At 67.7% G+C, this 15204-nt stretch carries 14 protein-coding genes, 1 tRNA gene and 1 other RNA gene; 9 read left to right on the top strand and 7 right to left on the bottom strand.

Features of this window, described 5'->3' with window-relative positions; translation table 11 throughout:
• Window positions 1-39: 39 nt before the first annotated feature.
• Entirely contained in the window at window positions 40-1260 is a 1221-nt protein-coding gene (locus tag ACNQR1_RS04520) for a MurT ligase domain-containing protein (RefSeq protein WP_418044401.1), read from the top strand.
• A 5-nt stretch (window positions 1261-1265) separates the two neighbouring features.
• The gene (locus ACNQR1_RS04515; protein ID WP_418050273.1) at window positions 1266-1967 is read left to right on the top strand and encodes a type 1 glutamine amidotransferase; all 702 of its coding nucleotides are present in this window, start codon (window positions 1266-1268) and stop codon (window positions 1965-1967) included.
• Here ACNQR1_RS04515 and ACNQR1_RS04510 read toward each other — a convergent pair whose 3' ends face one another.
• Complete coding sequence (locus tag ACNQR1_RS04510; RefSeq protein WP_418044400.1) at window positions 1968-2678, bottom strand: MBL fold metallo-hydrolase; 711 nt, start codon at window positions 2676-2678, stop codon at window positions 1968-1970. It abuts the gene before it with no gap.
• A 523-nt stretch (window positions 2679-3201) separates the two neighbouring features.
• Between ACNQR1_RS04510 and ACNQR1_RS04505 the strand changes: the two genes are divergently transcribed.
• The gene (locus ACNQR1_RS04505) at window positions 3202-4473 is read left to right on the top strand and encodes a hypothetical protein (protein WP_418044398.1); all 1272 of its coding nucleotides are present in this window, start codon (window positions 3202-3204) and stop codon (window positions 4471-4473) included.
• A gap of 108 nt (window positions 4474-4581) precedes the next feature.
• Here ACNQR1_RS04505 and recR read toward each other — a convergent pair whose 3' ends face one another.
• Window positions 4582-5193, bottom strand: a complete 612-nt coding sequence (gene recR / locus ACNQR1_RS04500) for a recombination mediator RecR (protein WP_003883644.1) — start codon at window positions 5191-5193, stop codon at window positions 4582-4584.
• Window positions 5194-5526 carry a YbaB/EbfC family nucleoid-associated protein gene (locus ACNQR1_RS04495; RefSeq protein WP_418044396.1) on the bottom strand — a complete coding sequence of 111 codons (333 nt, stop codon included), beginning with the start codon at window positions 5524-5526 and terminating at the stop codon, window positions 5194-5196.
• Window positions 5527-5674: 148 nt separating this feature from the next.
• Here ACNQR1_RS04495 and ACNQR1_RS04490 point away from each other — a divergent pair, with 148 nt between their 5' ends.
• On the top strand, window positions 5675-6403 hold the full coding sequence (locus ACNQR1_RS04490; RefSeq protein WP_418050272.1) for an Rv3717 family N-acetylmuramoyl-L-alanine amidase: 729 nt from the start codon (window positions 5675-5677) through the stop codon (window positions 6401-6403).
• Here the strand turns inward: ACNQR1_RS04490 and ACNQR1_RS04485 are convergent.
• Window positions 6400-6837, bottom strand: a complete 438-nt coding sequence (locus ACNQR1_RS04485) for an SRPBCC family protein (protein ID WP_418044395.1) — start codon at window positions 6835-6837, stop codon at window positions 6400-6402. The genes ACNQR1_RS04490 and ACNQR1_RS04485 overlap by 4 nt on opposite strands.
• Before the next feature lie 74 nt (window positions 6838-6911).
• Between ACNQR1_RS04485 and ACNQR1_RS04480 the strand changes: the two genes are divergently transcribed.
• Together ACNQR1_RS04480 and ACNQR1_RS04475 are read left to right on the top strand one after the other, a co-directional pair.
• Window positions 6912-8315 carry an FAD-binding oxidoreductase gene (locus ACNQR1_RS04480; protein WP_418044393.1) on the top strand — a complete coding sequence of 468 codons (1404 nt, stop codon included), beginning with the start codon at window positions 6912-6914 and terminating at the stop codon, window positions 8313-8315.
• Window positions 8316-8328: 13 nt separating this feature from the next.
• Window positions 8329-9642 (top strand): class I SAM-dependent methyltransferase, encoded by a 1314-nt coding sequence (locus ACNQR1_RS04475; protein WP_418044391.1) that lies wholly within the window; start codon window positions 8329-8331, stop codon window positions 9640-9642.
• A gap of 20 nt (window positions 9643-9662) precedes the next feature.
• On the opposite strand, the gene ACNQR1_RS04470 is transcribed toward ACNQR1_RS04475, so the two are convergent.
• The 3 genes from ACNQR1_RS04470 to ffs form a co-directional block, all read right to left on the bottom strand.
• Window positions 9663-11678 (bottom strand): DNA polymerase III subunits gamma/tau, encoded by a 2016-nt coding sequence (locus tag ACNQR1_RS04470; protein WP_418044389.1) that lies wholly within the window; start codon window positions 11676-11678, stop codon window positions 9663-9665.
• 26 nt (window positions 11679-11704) lie between these two features.
• Entirely contained in the window at window positions 11705-12988 is a 1284-nt protein-coding gene (locus ACNQR1_RS04465; protein ID WP_418044387.1) for an aminotransferase class I/II-fold pyridoxal phosphate-dependent enzyme, read from the bottom strand.
• A gap of 34 nt (window positions 12989-13022) precedes the next feature.
• An RNA gene (ffs, locus tag ACNQR1_RS04460) (signal recognition particle sRNA small type) lies at window positions 13023-13117 on the bottom strand.
• Window positions 13118-13188: 71 nt separating this feature from the next.
• On the opposite strand from ffs, the gene ACNQR1_RS04455 reads away from it, so the two are divergent.
• The 3 genes from ACNQR1_RS04455 (at window position 13189) to ACNQR1_RS04445 (ending at window position 15203) form a co-directional block, all read left to right on the top strand.
• Window positions 13189-13274 (top strand) — tRNA-Ser (locus ACNQR1_RS04455).
• An 84-nt stretch (window positions 13275-13358) separates the two neighbouring features.
• Window positions 13359-14129, top strand: a complete 771-nt coding sequence (locus ACNQR1_RS04450) for a hypothetical protein (protein ID WP_418044385.1) — start codon at window positions 13359-13361, stop codon at window positions 14127-14129.
• A gap of 51 nt (window positions 14130-14180) precedes the next feature.
• Window positions 14181-15203 carry a S1C family serine protease gene (locus ACNQR1_RS04445; protein ID WP_418044383.1) on the top strand — a complete coding sequence of 341 codons (1023 nt, stop codon included), beginning with the start codon at window positions 14181-14183 and terminating at the stop codon, window positions 15201-15203.
• Window position 15204 lies beyond the last annotated feature (1 nt).

Below are 15204 nucleotides of genomic sequence, written 5' to 3'. Positions count from 1 at the left end.
GTCGGCGTCGCAGCGTCTCGTGCCCTTAAAATCGCCGGAATGCTGACCCTTCGCGGGCGCGCCGCACTGGCCGCCGGATCAACCGCGCGCTGGGCGTCACGGGTCACCGGCCGCGGCGCCGGCGCGATGATCGGCGGCCTGGTGGCGATGACGCTGGACCCCTCGATCCTGCGCCAGCTGGGTCAGGGACGCCGCAGCGTCGTCGTGACCGGCACCAATGGCAAATCGACCACCACCCGGATGACCGCGGCCGCCCTGGCCACGCTCGGCCCGGTGGCCAGTAACTCCGAGGGCGCCAACATGGACGCCGGCCTGGTGGCAGCCCTGGCCGGGTCCCGGAAGGCCGGGCTGGCAGCGCTGGAAGTCGACGAGATGCACGTCCCGCATGTCTCGGATGCCGTCCGGCCCGCGGTTGTGGTGCTGCTGAACCTGTCGCGTGATCAGCTGGACCGCGTCGGTGAGATCAACCACATCGAGCGCACGCTGCGCAGCGGGCTGGCCCGCCATCCCGGTGCGGTGATCGTGGCCAACTGCGACGACGTCCTGATGACCTCGGCCGCCTACGACAACCCCAATGTGGTGTGGGTGGCCGCCGGCGGCAGCTGGGCGGGCGATTCGGTGAGCTGCCCGCGATCCGGCGAGATCATCGAGCGCAACGGGCGCGACTGGTACTCGACCGGCAGCGACTTCAAACGTCCGAGCCCGCAGTGGTGGTTCGACGACACCCACATCTACGGCCCCGACGGTCTCGCGCTGCCGATGACGCTGGCCCTCCCCGGCGCCGTCAACCGCGGTAACGCCACCCAGGCGGTGGCCGCCGCCGTGGCGCTCGGCGCCGACCCGGCTGCCGCGGTCGCCGCGGTGTCGACCGTCGACGAGGTCGCCGGGCGCTACCGCACCGTCCAGATCGGCACGCACACCGCACGGATCCTGCTGGCCAAGAACCCGGCCGGGTGGCAGGAGGCGCTGTCCATGGTCGACAAGCACGGCGCAGGCGTCGTCATCGCGGTCAACGGGCAGGTGCCCGACGGCGAGGATCTGTCCTGGCTGTGGGACGTCCGGTTCGAGCACTTCGACGACACTCAGGTGGTGGCCGCCGGGGAGCGGGGCACCGACCTCGCGGTGCGGCTCGGGTACGCCGGTGTCGAGCACTCACTGGTGCACGACACCATCGCCGCGATCGACTCGTGCCCACCCGGGCACGTCGAGGTGATCGCCAACTACACGGCCTTCCTGCAACTGAATCGGCGGATCTCGTGAGTGCGGTGCGGATCGGGCTCGTGCTGCCCGACGTGATGGGGACCTACGGCGACAGCGGCAACGCGGTGGTGTTGCAACAGCGGTTACGGCTGCGCGGTATCGACGCCGAGATCGTGGAGATCACCCTGGCCGACCCGGTGCCCGACTCGCTCGACCTGTACACCCTCGGCGGAGCCGAGGACTACGCGCAACGGCTGGCCACCAAGCACCTGATCCGGTATCCCGGTCTACAGCAAGCGGTTTCGCGGGGCGCGCCCGTGCTCGCGATCTGCGCGGCGATCCAGGTCCTCGGCCACTGGTACGAGACCTCCGCCGGCGAGCGGGTGGACGGCGTCGGGCTGCTCGACGTCACCACGTCGCCGCAGGAGGCCCGGACCATCGGCGAGGTCGCCTCCACTCCCCTGCTCGACGGGCTCACCCAACCCTTGACGGGCTTCGAGAACCACCGTGGTGGAACGGTTCTGGGCCCCTCGGCACGCCCCTTGGCGAAGGTCACCAAAGGCGCGGGCAACCGCTTGGGCGACGGCTACGACGGTGCGGTGCAAGGCAGTGTCGTCGCCACCTATCTGCACGGCCCGTGCCTGGCCCGCAATCCGGAACTGGCCGACCACCTTCTGTCGCAGGTGGTCGGGGAGCTGCCGCCGCTGGAACTTCCTGAGGTCGACCTGCTGCGCCGGGAACGCCTGGCCGCCCCGCGCCGCGCGTAGTCAGGATGCGAAAACGTCGACTGCAGCGGCGATCTTGGCCGCGGCGTCGGTGAGAATCGGCTCACCATGGCCGAAACCGGCGATCTGTGCGCCCGTGGCGGCGAGCCTGGACACGGAGTCGGCGAGCTCGGCACGATCGACGTTGAAGACGCCCCCGATCACCTGACCGTTGAACTCGGCGACGGTATCGCCGGTCAGCACGGCATCGGCCGCCGGCAGATACAGCGCGATGCTGCCGGGAGTATGCCCGGGCACGCCGATCACCCGGGCCCCGCCGGCGAAGTCGAGAACGTCACCGTCGCCGACCACCCGATCCACCCGGCAGGCCGGGCCATTCGGTGGTTCCACGATGTCCGAGCGAAGCGTCCGCTCCGAATCGGTCAGCACCGGAACCGGACCCGGTTCGCCGCGCACGTACCCGGCGTCATCCGTGCCGGCGATGACCTCCACGTCGGACCAGTCCGCGATCTCGGCGGCCGCACCGCTGTGGTCCTCGTGAAAGTGCGTGAGCACGATGCGCTTGACGTGAATCCGCCGCAGACCCAGTTCGGTGAGTGCGTCGTGGATCAACTCCGCGCTGTCGGGCCAGCCGGTGTCGATCAGCGTCACGCCGTCGGACTCGGTCCACAGGTAGCAGTTGAGCAGATGAGCCTGGTCGCCGGGTATGCGCAGTCGATACAGAGAATCGGCCATCTGGAGTAGATCGGGCATGACTCGACGCTAGTGGCTCCTGAGTCGACGCGGTTCCGCGACAGATCTTTGGGGCTTGTCCGCGAATCGGACAATATCGACACCTGTGTAAAGCCTGTGGTTGCCAGGCCCGGTCGACAGCGCCACGATCCACGGCCACGCAGCTACCGGCAGTCGTCGTGATCACATCTCGGCCGCAAACTAGCGCGCGTCACAGTTCGATAAAGTTACCGGCAAGTATGGACTAGTGATTAGACCATTAATCCCGAGCAGAGCTAACTGACGGCAGCGACCGACACTTTGCGGCCACCTCCGCACACATCCGATTTCTCGCCCCCGCGCGGGCCGAAATCAGTTTGCTGCACCACTCTTCGACCCCCTGTGCGCCACCGGGTACGGCAAATGTTCCACGCCTTCAGACCGTCCTGTGGCCGTCTCATTATTTGGACTAACTATGGATTTGACATGGAGTTATGTGTTGAATCTCTTATTACTCTCAAGTAAGTATCAGCTCGCCTCGTGGGAGCAAGCAAAGGAAAGAATGATGGAAATCGCTGTTCGCTCATACCTCACCGCCGGAGTGGCCCTGGCCGGCGCGGGCGTCATCGCCGTCAGCCCGGTGATGCCAACGCCGACTGACATCCAGCTGCCCGCAGTTCATGCGTCTTCTGCAGCGGTAGCACTGTCCGCCCTCACCAATCCCGTCGACGCGTGGGCGCAGACCCTGTCGAACGCGAGCGCCAACCTGCAGTCGCTCGGGGAGCAACTGCTGGCCAGTGACTTCCCGGTCCTGCGGACCGTGATCAGCAATCAGATCGGCAATGCGACGGTCGTCGGCAACGCCTTCCAGGCCTACGCCGACAACCTAGCCACCACGCTGCAGGGCCTACCCGACGCATTGCAGACGGCTTCGGACCTGATCTCGCAGGGCGAGATCACCGCGGCCGTAGACGGCCTCACGGTGAGCCTCCTTCCGGCGATCCTGGGCCTGCTCGACATCACGAACAACACCTGGTCCGCGGTCAGCACGACGGCGCAGAACTTCGTGAACGTGATCAAGCAGGTGCCGAACGTCGTGACCGCGGTGGCGCTGCCGGCCGCCTTCCCGCTCCTGTCCGTGGTGAATGGCCTGGCCGCCACTGCCGAAGAGGTCGTCAAAGCCGCCAACGCGGGCGACACGGAGGGTGCAGTCAGTGCTCTCGTCAACGCGCCGGCGACCCTGACAGACGCGTTCCTCAACGGCAAGGGCACGATTCTGGGGTTCATCCCCGTCCCCGGACTATTGTCGCCGTCGTCCCCGCTCGGCGCCCTGGGCAGCGGGCCAATCGCGTCTCTGCTCGACATCCCCAAGACCATCGCGGGGGTGCTCGACCCGAACCCGCTGGCACCGGTCACCTCGTCCGCGACAGCCACCTCCGCCAAACTGGCCGCGCGCAGCGTGACACTCAGCGTGCCTGCCGCCGAGACCGATTCGGCCAAGACCTCCGATGACGCGGCTACCGAATCCCCCAGTGCGGCAACCGGTTCCGATGCGGACACCCCGACGGCTACGACCGCCGTGGATTCTCAGGACGACGGCTCGACCACGACCGCGACCAAGGCCTCGCCCGAGACGAAGACCGCGACCAAGACGGCGGTCAAGAAGCCGAGCGCGACCGCGAGCCCGGCGACGAAGATCCGCGACAACATCAAGAAGGCCACGCAGCGGTTCGCGGGCAAGACCGGCAAGGGCTCCAGCGCCGCCGGTAGCTCGGACAGCTCGGCGAGCAGTGCCGCCAAGTCGAGCCACAAGCGCGGTGGCGACCACAGCGGGTAGCCACTGACGCTCGAAGTTCCGCCGAGTGTGACGCCCGCGTCGCACTCGGCGGAAAGCTTCAGGCCACCGCGGCGGGCCGCGAATCAGGCCACCGCGGCGGGCCGCGAATCAGGCCATCGCGCGGCGACCGGCCAGTGCGCGGCCCAGGGTGAGCTCGTCGGCGAACTCCAGGTCACCACCCATCGGCAGGCCCGAGGCAATGCGGGTGACCGTCAGCCCGGGGATGTCGCGCAGCATCCGCACCAGATAGGTGGCGGTGGCCTCCCCCTCGGTGTTGGGATCGGTCGCGATGATCACCTCGGCCACGTCGACGCCGTCGACGCGTTCACCGATCCGATTGAGCAGCTCACGGATACGCAACTGATCGGGCCCGACGCCCGACAACGGATCCAGCGCGCCGCCCAGCACGTGATAGCGGCCGCGGAACTCGCGGGTGCGCTCGACGGCCTGCACGTCCTTGGGTTCCTCGACCACGCACACCAGTGAGGCGTCGCGGCGGGGGTCCTTGCAGATCCGGCAGCGTTCCTCGTCGGAGACGTTGCCGCAGACCGCACAGAACGTGACGCCGTCGCGGATGCGGCCCAGCACCGCGGTCAGCCGATCGATGTCCGGCGGCTCGACGCTCAGCAGGTGAAACGCGATCCGCTGCGCGCTCTTGGGCCCGATGCCGGGTAGCTTGCCGAGCTCGTCGATCAGATCCTGGACTGGGCCTTCGAACACTTACAGCCCCGGAAGTCCGAACCCGCCCAGCCCGCCTGCCAGCGGGCCAAGACGGCTCTGCGCCAATGCGGTCACCTGGTTGGAGGCGTCGGCCAGGGCGCCGACGATGAGGTCCTGCAGGGTCTCGGGGTCGGCCGGATCCATCACCTTGGGATCGATCGCCACCGCGACCACCTCACCGCTGCCCTTGACCGTGACCTGCACCAGCCCGCCACCGGCCTGGCCGTGGACCTCGGAGTTGGCCAGCGCCTCCTGCGCCTCCATGAGCTGCTGCTGTACCTGCTGTGCCTGCGCCAGCAGGGCCGACATGTCGGGCGTGCCTCCGGGTTGCATGCGTGGTCCCCTTGCCGTGTTGATTGCGTCTTGGTCTCGACTTGGTTGCTCTCGCCTGTCGGCGGCGATTCGGACTTCCAGCCTAGTCGGCGTGCGGGCTAGCGTGGCGCCCGTGCGAGTCCCAGCCTGCGTGCGTGTCGGCACCGCGATGGTCAGCAGCGTCCTCATCGCCGCGACCGTCCCGGCCGTCGTCGACGCTCCCAACGCCAACGCCGCTCCCTCGAACATCGCCGGCATGATCGTGTTCCTCGATCCCGGCCACAACGGCGCGAACGACGCGTCGATCAGCCGCCAGGTGCCCACCGGCCGCGGCGGCACCAAGGACTGCCAGGCCAGCGGCACCTCCACCACAGACGGGTACCCCGAGCACACCTTCACCTGGGAAACCACCCTGCGGCTACGCGCCATTCTGAACCAGATGGGTGTGCGTACGGCCATGTCGCGCGGCAACGACAACGCACTGGGGCCGTGCGTCGACGAACGGGCCTCGATGGCCAACGCACTGCGACCCAACGCCATCGTGTCCGTCCACGCCGACGGCGGCCCGGCCAACGGCCGCGGTTTCCACGTGCTCTACTCGTCACCGCCGCTGAACAACGTGCAGGCCGGACCGTCCGTGCAGTTCGCCCAGACCATGCGCGATCAGCTGTCCGCGTCGGGCATCCCGCCCGCCACCTACATCGGTTCGGGTGGTCTGGACGCCCGTTCGGACATCGCCGGGCTCAACCTGGCGCAGTTCCCGTCGATCCTGGTCGAGTGCGGCAACATGAAGAATCCGGTCGACTCGGCGCTGATGAAAACCCCGGACGGCCAGCAGAAGTATGCCGAGGCCATTGCCCGGGGTGTCGCCGCGTACCTGGGCAGCCAGGCGCGTTAGCTCTCGACTTCCTTCTTCAGGTTGGCCAGCACCTCGTCCTGGATCTTGCGCAGGCCCAGCGGTGCGAACGTCTTCTCGAAGAACCCCTTGATCCCGCCGGCACCGGTCCAGCTGGTCTTGAGGTTGACCGACGATCCCGCGCCCGCCGGGGCAACGGTCCAGTTGGTCACCAGGCTGGAGTTGGCGTCCTTCTCGATCACCGTGTGGCCTGCGACGTCCACCGACGCCTTGACGTCGCGCACCCGGGACTCGGTCGCCTGCAGCTTCCAGCTGGCCACGGTTCCGGCACCCTGACCGCCCTCGAGAACCTGGTAGTCGCGGTAATGCGAGGAAAGGATCTTCGGGCGCACGGTCTGGTAGTCCGCGATCGCGGCGAACACAGCGGCCGGCTCGGCGTTGATCAGAACCGTGCTGACCGCACTGACCTGTCCCATGACTGAAACTCCTTTTACTCGTGTTGCTCGTGTCTGCGGTCGCATCGGTGGCAACCTCCGACTAGCGTATATGTGTGTCTGTTGTTGCGACTGACGCACAAGCTGTCCATGCCCTGGGCGTGCAGCGCCTATTGGACAGTTACCGCGCCATACCGCCCAATTCGACGGTGCGGCTTGCAAAGCCCACGTCGAACCTCTTCCGTGCGCGAGATCGCAGCGATGCCAAAGGTCTGGACGTATCGGGGCTGACCGACGTGATCGCGGTCGACGCCGAAGCCCGCACTGCCGACGTGGCAGGCATGTGCACCTACGAGGACCTGGTGGCCGCGACGCTGCCGCACGGCCTGGCGCCGCTGGTGGTGCCGCAGCTCAAGACCATCACGCTCGGTGGCGCCGTCACCGGGCTGGGGATCGAGTCGACCTCGTTCCGCAACGGTCTGCCGCACGAATCGGTGCTGGAGATGGACATCCTCACCGGTACGGGCGAAATCGTCACCGCGAGCCGGGATCTGCGCTCAGACCTCTTCCACAACTTCCCCAATTCTTATGGCACGCTCGGGTATTCGACCCGGCTGCGGATCGAGCTGGAACCCGTCACCCCCTTTGTCGCCTTGCGCCACCTACGGTTTCACTCGCTTGCCGACCTCGTCGCGGCGATGGACCGGATCATCGAGACCGGCGGGCTGGACGGCGAACCCGTCGACTACCTCGACGGCGTGGTGTTCAGTGCCGACGAGAGCTACCTGTGTGTCGGTTTCAAGACGACGACGCCGGGCCCGGTCAGCGACTACACCGGCCAGGACATCTATTACCGCTCGATCCAGCACGCCCACGGCGAGAAGCACGACCGGTTGACGATTCACGACTACCTGTGGCGGTGGGACACCGACTGGTTCTGGTGTTCACGGGCGTTCGGCGCGCAGAACCCCACGATCCGGCGGTTCTGGCCGCGCCGGCTGCGCCGCAGCAGCTTCTACTGGAAACTGGTCGGCTACGACCAGCGGTTCAACATCGCCGACCGGATCGAAACGCGCAACGGGCGCCCGCCCCGCGAGCGCGTGGTGCAGGACGTCGAGGTGCCCATCGAACGTTGCGCGCAATTCCTCTCGTGGTTCCTGGAGAACGTGCCGATCGAACCGATCTGGCTCTGCCCGCTGCGGTTACGCGATGACGACCGCACCGGCTCCGGCCGATCCGCAGCCTGGCCGCTGTATCCGCTTCGCCCTCGCCACACCTACGTCAACGTCGGGTTCTGGTCCTCGGTACCCGTCGGCCCCGTGGAAGGCCACACCAACAAGCTGATCGAGGCCAAGGTCAGCGAGCTCGACGGACACAAGTCCCTGTATTCCGATTCCTACTATCCGCGTGAGGATTTCGACGAGCTCTACGGCGGTGAGACCTACAAGACCGTCAAGAAGTCCTACGACCCCGATTCGCGCCTGTTTGACCTGTATTCGAAAGCCGTGTTGCGCCGATGAACGGAGAACAGCGATGACCACATTCAAAGAGCACTCGACGCACGCGACCGATCACAAGCTCAGCCTGGCCGAGATCCTGGAGATCTTCGCGTCGGGTTCGCAGCCGCTGAAGTTCACCGCCTACGACGGGAGCTCCGCCGGCCCCGGTGATGCCACCCTCGGTCTCGACCTCAAGACCCCGCGCGGCACCACCTACCTGGCCACCGCGCCGGGGGACCTGGGTCTGGCCCGCGCCTATGTGTCCGGTGATCTGGAGTTGCACGGGGTGCATCCCGGCGACCCGTACCCGCTGCTGTGCGCACTGGCGGAGAAGATGGCGTTCAAGCGCCCGCCTGCCCGGGTGCTGGCCAACATCGTGCGGTCCATCGGCATCGAGCACCTCAAGCCCATCGCGCCGCCTCCGCAGGAGGCCCTGCCGCGGTGGCGGCGGGTGGTAGAAGGGTTGCGACACAGCAAGACCCGCGACGCCGAGGCGATCCACCACCACTACGACGTGTCGAACACCTTCTACGAGTGGGTGCTCGGGCCGTCGATGACCTACACCTGCGCCTGCTACCCGGAGGCCGACGCCGGCCTGGAAGAGGCGCAGGACAACAAGTACCGCCTGGTGTTCGAGAAGCTGCGGCTACAGCCCGGTGACCGCTTGCTCGATGTCGGCTGCGGCTGGGGCGGCATGGTGCGTTACGCGGCCCGCCACGGGGTCAACGCTCTCGGGGTGACGCTGTCCAAGGAACAGGCCCGGTGGGCACAGGAGGCCATCGTCAAGGAAGGTCTCGAGGACTTGGCCGAGGTGCGCCACGGCGACTACCGCGACATCGCCGAGACCGGGTTCGACGCGGTGTCCTCGATCGGCCTGACCGAGCACATCGGTGTGCACAACTACCCGTCGTACTTCGGTTTCCTGAAGTCCAAGATGCGTACCGGTGCGCTGTTGCTCAACCACTGCATCACCCGCCATGACAACCGAACGGGAGCGGCCGCGGGCGGCTTCATCGACCGCTACGTGTTCCCGGACGGCGAGCTGACCGGCTCCGGCCGCATCATCACCGAGGTGCAGGATGTGGGCCTGGAGGTCATGCACGAGGAGAACCTGCGCAACCACTACGCGATGACGCTGCGCGACTGGTGCGCCAACCTCGTCGAGCACTGGGACGAGGCCGTCGCCGAGGTCGGGCTGCCCACGGCCAAGGTGTGGGGCCTGTACATGGCCGGTTCCAGGCTCGGCTTCGAGACGAACGTCGTTCAGCTACACCAGGTTCTGGCCGTCAAGCTCGACGACCGCGGCAACGACGGCGGCCTGCCGCTGCGGCCGTGGTGGACGCCCTAGGAGCCGGGAACCATCGCGCGTCAGCTCTCGATCTTGCGCGCACCCAGTTCGTTCTGAAGCAGCTCGAGGGCGACCTCTTCGGGATCGCGGCGCGGCCCGGCCTCGCTCTGCGAAGCCTCGGCGAGCATCTCAGCCTCTTCCTGCTCCGGGGACGACGGCGGTTCCGGAACAGGTTCCGGCTCAGGTTCGGGAATGACGCGGCCTGGACGGGTCGGGACCCGTGGCGGGGGCTTGGCAGCCTTCGGCGGGGGCGGCGGGGCCGCCTCCGCCGTGCCGATCTCACAGCGGATCTGCCAATCCACCCCGAGCGCGTCCTTCAACGCATCCCGGATCACGTCGGCGTTGCGCGACTCGGTGAGCCGCTTGGCCAGCGGCGGTGATTCATGGGACAGCACAAGGGTTTTGTCCTCGACCGCCCGCACGATGGCCCCCGACAACATGACCTCGGTGGTACGGCTGCGCTCGCGCACCTTCTCCCGCACCGTCGTCCACATCGAACGCACGGCGGCCGCGTTGGGCTCGCCCCCAGGGGTCACCGAAGCCTGCGCCGGCTGCGGTTCGGGCTCCGGTTCCGGGGCGGGCTCGGGCTCGAAGTCGGGTTCGGGCGGCAGTGGCGGTTCAGGCTCGGGTTCGGGTTCTGGGGCGGGTGGCGGCGGCGCGGGCGCAGGCTCGGGGGTGGCGGCCACGGGCTCGGGAGCAGCCACCGGTTCAGCTTGCGGTTCAGGCGCAGGTGGTGGGGTGGGCGCCGGTGCGGGGACAGGCGCCTCGGCCTCTGCCGGGGCAGCCTGGCTGCGGCGGACGAAGGTCTTGGCCGGCTCGGCTGCGGGGCGGGTGGCCGACGATGCCGCTGCCTCACCGGCCGGGATCGACAGATCCAGCCGGGTTTCGATGCGTTCGATGCGCTGAAGCAGCGCCGATTCGGTGTCGTGCGCCGAAGGGAGCAGCAGCCGGGCACACACCACTTCGAGCAGGAGCCGCGGCGCGGTCGCGCCACGCATCTCACCGAGACCCGCGTGCACGACCTCGGCATAGCGGGTCAGCGTGGCCGCACCCAGCTTGGCGGCCTGCTCCCGCATCCTCTCCAACACGTCGGCCGGTGCGTCCACGACACCGCGGGTGACCGCGTCGGGCACGGCCTGCAGCACGATCAGGTCGCGGAAGCGTTCCAGCAGATCGGTGGCGAACCGCCGCGGATCGTGTCCGGCGTCGATCACCGCCTCCACGGCGCCGAACAACGCGGCCGCGTCAGCGGCGGCCAGCGCCTCGACCGCATCGTCGATGAGCGCCATGTCGGTGGCGCCGAGCAGGGCCAGCGCCCGCTGATAGGTGATGTGGTTGCCGCCGTCGCCCTGCTCCGACCCGGCCAGCAGCTGATCGAGCACCGAGAGCGTGTCGCGAGGCGAACCACCTCCCGCGCGCATGACCAACGGGTACACCGCGTCGTCGACGTGGACGTTCTCGTCGGCGCAGATGCGCTCCAGTAGGGGGCGCATGGTGCGCGGGGCCAGCAGCCGGAACGGGTAGTGATGCGTGCGCGACCGGATGGTCGGCAGCACCTTCTCCGGCTCGGTGGTGGCGAAGACGAAGATCAGGTGCTCGGGCGGCTCCTCGACGATCTTGAGCAGCGCGTTGAAACCGGCCGTGGTGACCATGTGCGCTTCGTCGATGATGAAGATGCGGTACCGCGACTGCGCGGGGGTGAAAAAAGCACGGTCGCGCAGTTCGCGGGTGTCGTCGACACCGCCGTGGCTGGCCGCGTCGAGTTCGGTGACGTCGAGGTTGCCCGGGCCGTTCGGTGCGAGCGCGACGCAGGATGGGCACACCCCGCACGGTGTCGGGGTCGGCCCCTGCTCACAGTTGAGCGAGCGGGCCAGGATGCGCGCCGAGGACGTCTTACCGCAACCGCGCGGCCCGGAGAACAGATAGGCGTGGTTGATCCGGCCCGCGGTCAGCGCAGTCGATAGCGGCTCGGTGACATGTTCCTGGCCAACGACTTCCGAAAAGGTTGCCGGCCGGTATTTGCGGTAGAGAGCCACGGAAGAAGGCTACCGACTGCGTCCGACTAGGACTCGAGCAGTGACTCGGTCGCCGCCAGCAGGGCGCAGGTGGCCAGGCCGTCGATCGCCTCACGCACATCGGGCAGCGACGGGAACGTCGGCGCGATGCGGATGTTCTTGTCCTCGGGGTCCTTGCGGTACGGGAACGACGCACCCGCCTCGGTCACCGCGATACCGGCGTCCTTGGCCAGCGCGACGGTGCGCTTGGCGGTGCCGGGCCACACATCGAGGCTGACGAAGTAACCACCCTTGGGATCGGTCCACGACGCGATCTTCGACTCCCCCAGCCGGTCCTCGAGGATCTCGGCCACCAGGGCGAACTTGGGCGCGATCAACTGCCGGTGGCGCTGCATCTGCAGCCGCACGCCGTCGGCGTCGCCGAAGAAGCGACTGTGGCGCAGCTGGTTGATCTTGTCCGGTCCGATGGTCTTCTTGCCCGCGTGCTGCAGGTACCAGGCGATGTTGCCCAGCGACCCGCCCAGGAAGCTCACTCCCGCTCCGGCGAACGTGATCTTGGAGGTCGAGGCAAACACCAGCGGACGGTTCGGGTTACCGGCCGCCTCGGCCAGACCCAGCACGTCGACCTGGCGGATGAAGTCGTCGGTCAGGGTGTGAACCGCGTAGGCGTTGTCCCACATCAACCGGAAGTCACTCGCCGCCGTGCGCATCTGGACCAGGCGCCGGACGACTTCCCAGGAGTAGGTGACCCCGGTTGGGTTGCCGTACACCGGAACACACCACATGCCCTTGATGGCCGGGTCGGCCGCGACGAGTTCCTCGATCAGGTCCACGTCCGGACCGTCCTCGCGCATCGGCACCGCGATCATCTCGATCCCGAAGGACTCGGTGATGGCGAAGTGCCGGTCATAACCCGGCGACGGGCAGAGGAACTTCACCGCAGATTCTTGGCCCCACGGCCGCACCGAGTCCACGCCGCCGTGCAGCAGCGAGAACACGATGACGTCGTGCATCATCTCCAGGCTCGCGTTGTTGCCCGCGATCAGGTTCTGCACCGGGATGCCGAGCAGCTCGCCGAAGATCTCCCGCAGTTCGGGCAGGCCGTGCAGGCCGCCGTAGTTGCGGGTGTCGGTGCCTTCGCGGTCGCGGAAGGAGTCTTTTTCCGAGCCGGGCAGCGACAGCAGCGCGTTGGACAGATCCAACTGCTCGGGAGCCGGCTTACCCCGGGTCAGGTCCAGGCTCAGCTTCTTGGCCTGCAGCTCGGCGTAGTTGCGCTGTTGGACTTCGTGCTGCGCGAGCAGATCGTCGCGGCCGAGAGACTGGAACGACACCGCGCGCCTTTCACAGAAGCGGAACGAGCTGGACATAAGGGGACCCCGCGCACCCGCCAGAGCCCGTTGACCCTTGCTGCCTTCCGGCCCTGGGGGAGTTCACAGGATGGACGCCGCGCGGGGTCCGAAAGCGAGTGTAATACCCGCCCCTGTCCCCGGCGTTTACGGGACTGGTTCAAGCGTCGGCTACGATTGCCGACGGAGGATTCGCCTAGTGGCCTATGGCGCTCGCCTGGAACGCGGGTTGGGTTAACAGCCCTCAGGGGTTCAAATCCCCTATCCTCCGCGCTCGGGTCCGGGGTGCGACCTGCTGAATCAACCCTGATCAGCAGCTCGCACCCCGGCCCAATTTCAGTACCCGAGGAGGAGTATGGGCCGCACCGTCGCGGTGATCTGGCACGTGTCGTTTTCGATCGTGGCCGCCGGCCTCTACTTTTTCTTCGTCCTCCCCCGATGGCCCGAACTCATGGGCCAGACCTCGCCGACGCTCGGGCTGGTCCTGCGCATCGTCACCGGGGTACTGATCGGTCTCGCGGCCCTGCCGGTGGTGTTCACCCTGCAGCGGACCAAGCGTCCCGAACTGTCCACCCCGGAGCTGGCGCTGCGGTTGCGGACCGCGTCGATATCCCTGCACGTGCTGGCAGCGGTGCTGATCGTCGGCACCGCGGTGTCTGAGATCTGGTTGTCACTGGACAGCTTCGGGCCGTGGCTGTTCGGGATCTACGGCGCCGCCGCCGCGATCGCGCTGCTCGGCATCTTCGCCTTCTACCTGGCGTTTGTCGCCGAACTGCCGCCTCCGCCGCCGAAGCCGGTCAAGACCCGCGAGAAGGCCGAGCGCCGCGGACGCAAGAAGGCCGCTGCGGAGGAGACCGCCGAGGCCGAGGAAGCAGACGAGGTCGTGGAGACCGAGGAATCGGACGAGGCGGCGACCGATGCCGAAGAGACCACGGCTGTCGAAGAGACCACGGCTGTCGAAGAGACCCCGGCCGTCGAAGAGACCAAGGCCGAAGAAGAGTCCGAAGAAGCCGCCGAGGATGCGAAAGCCGAGGGCGCGACTCTGCGTAACCGGCGGCCGTCGGCCAAGAGTGGCACCAAACGCAGGGGCTGGCGCTCGCGCGGCGACGTCGCCACCGAGGACTGACGCAACGCCGTTCGCGTCGACATCGGGTTCTTGCCCAGCCAAGATGGGTACATGAGCAAAGTGGGCTCACACTCGTTCAAAGTGATTCTCGCGGCGGCACTGACCGCCGCGGCTGCCGTCGTCGTCCCGTCGGCACCTGCCGGCGCCGCACCCGGTGACCCGGAGGCGGTGGCCACCCAGGTCGAACCATCGGTGGCGCGCATCGACACCCGGGTGGATTACCAGCAGGCCTATGGCATCGGCACCGGCATCGTGCTGTCCCCGAACGGTGAGGTGCTGACCAACTATCACGTCGTGCAAGGGGCCAACTCGATCAGCGCGACCGTCGGCGGCCAGAGTTTCGCCGCCGACCTGGTCGGCTATGACCGTCAGAACGACATCGCGGTGCTGCAACTGCATGGTGCGGCCGGGCTGCCACCGGCTCCGATCGGTGATTCCAGGGTGCTGGCACCAGGTCAGCCGGTGGTTGCGCTCGGCAATGCCGGCGGTAGCGGCGCGCCGCTGACCCGCGAGATCGGCACCGTCAGCGCGTTCAACCGGACCGTCAACGCCGAAGACGAGCTGACCGGCACCAGCGACGAGATCAACGGCCTGTTCGAGTTCGCCGCACCGGTGCGGGCCGGCGATTCCGGAGGCCCGGTGGTCAACGATGCCGGCCAGGTCGTCGGCATGACGACAGCCGCGTCGGTGAACTTCCGAATGGGCCCCGGCGGAAAGGGATTCGCGATCCCGATCAATGACGCGATGGGTATCGCCGGACAGATCCGGGCACGCACCCCGTCAGCCTCGGTGCACATCGGACCGCCGACGATGCTCGGCGTCGGGGTGCGCACCGCGCAGCGCCAGAACGGCGGCGTGATCGTCCAGGACGTCATCCCCGGCGGACCGGCAGAAGCGGCCGGCCTGATCTCCGGCGATCTGCTCACCACCATCGAGGGCACCCGGCTGGATTCGGCCCGCACCCTGACGCTGGTTCTCGATCAGCACTACCCGGGCGACGTCGTCGGCCTGACCTGGCTGGACCAGGGCGGCCAACAACGCACCGGCAAGGCCACGCTGGCCGCTGGGCCGTAAT

Source organism: Mycobacterium sp. 48b (assembly GCF_048282725.1).
Classification (GTDB): Bacteria; Actinomycetota; Actinomycetes; order Mycobacteriales; family Mycobacteriaceae; genus Mycobacterium.
Note: the sequence above shows the minus strand (reverse complement) of the source record. Positions and strands in the feature narration are given on the sequence as shown.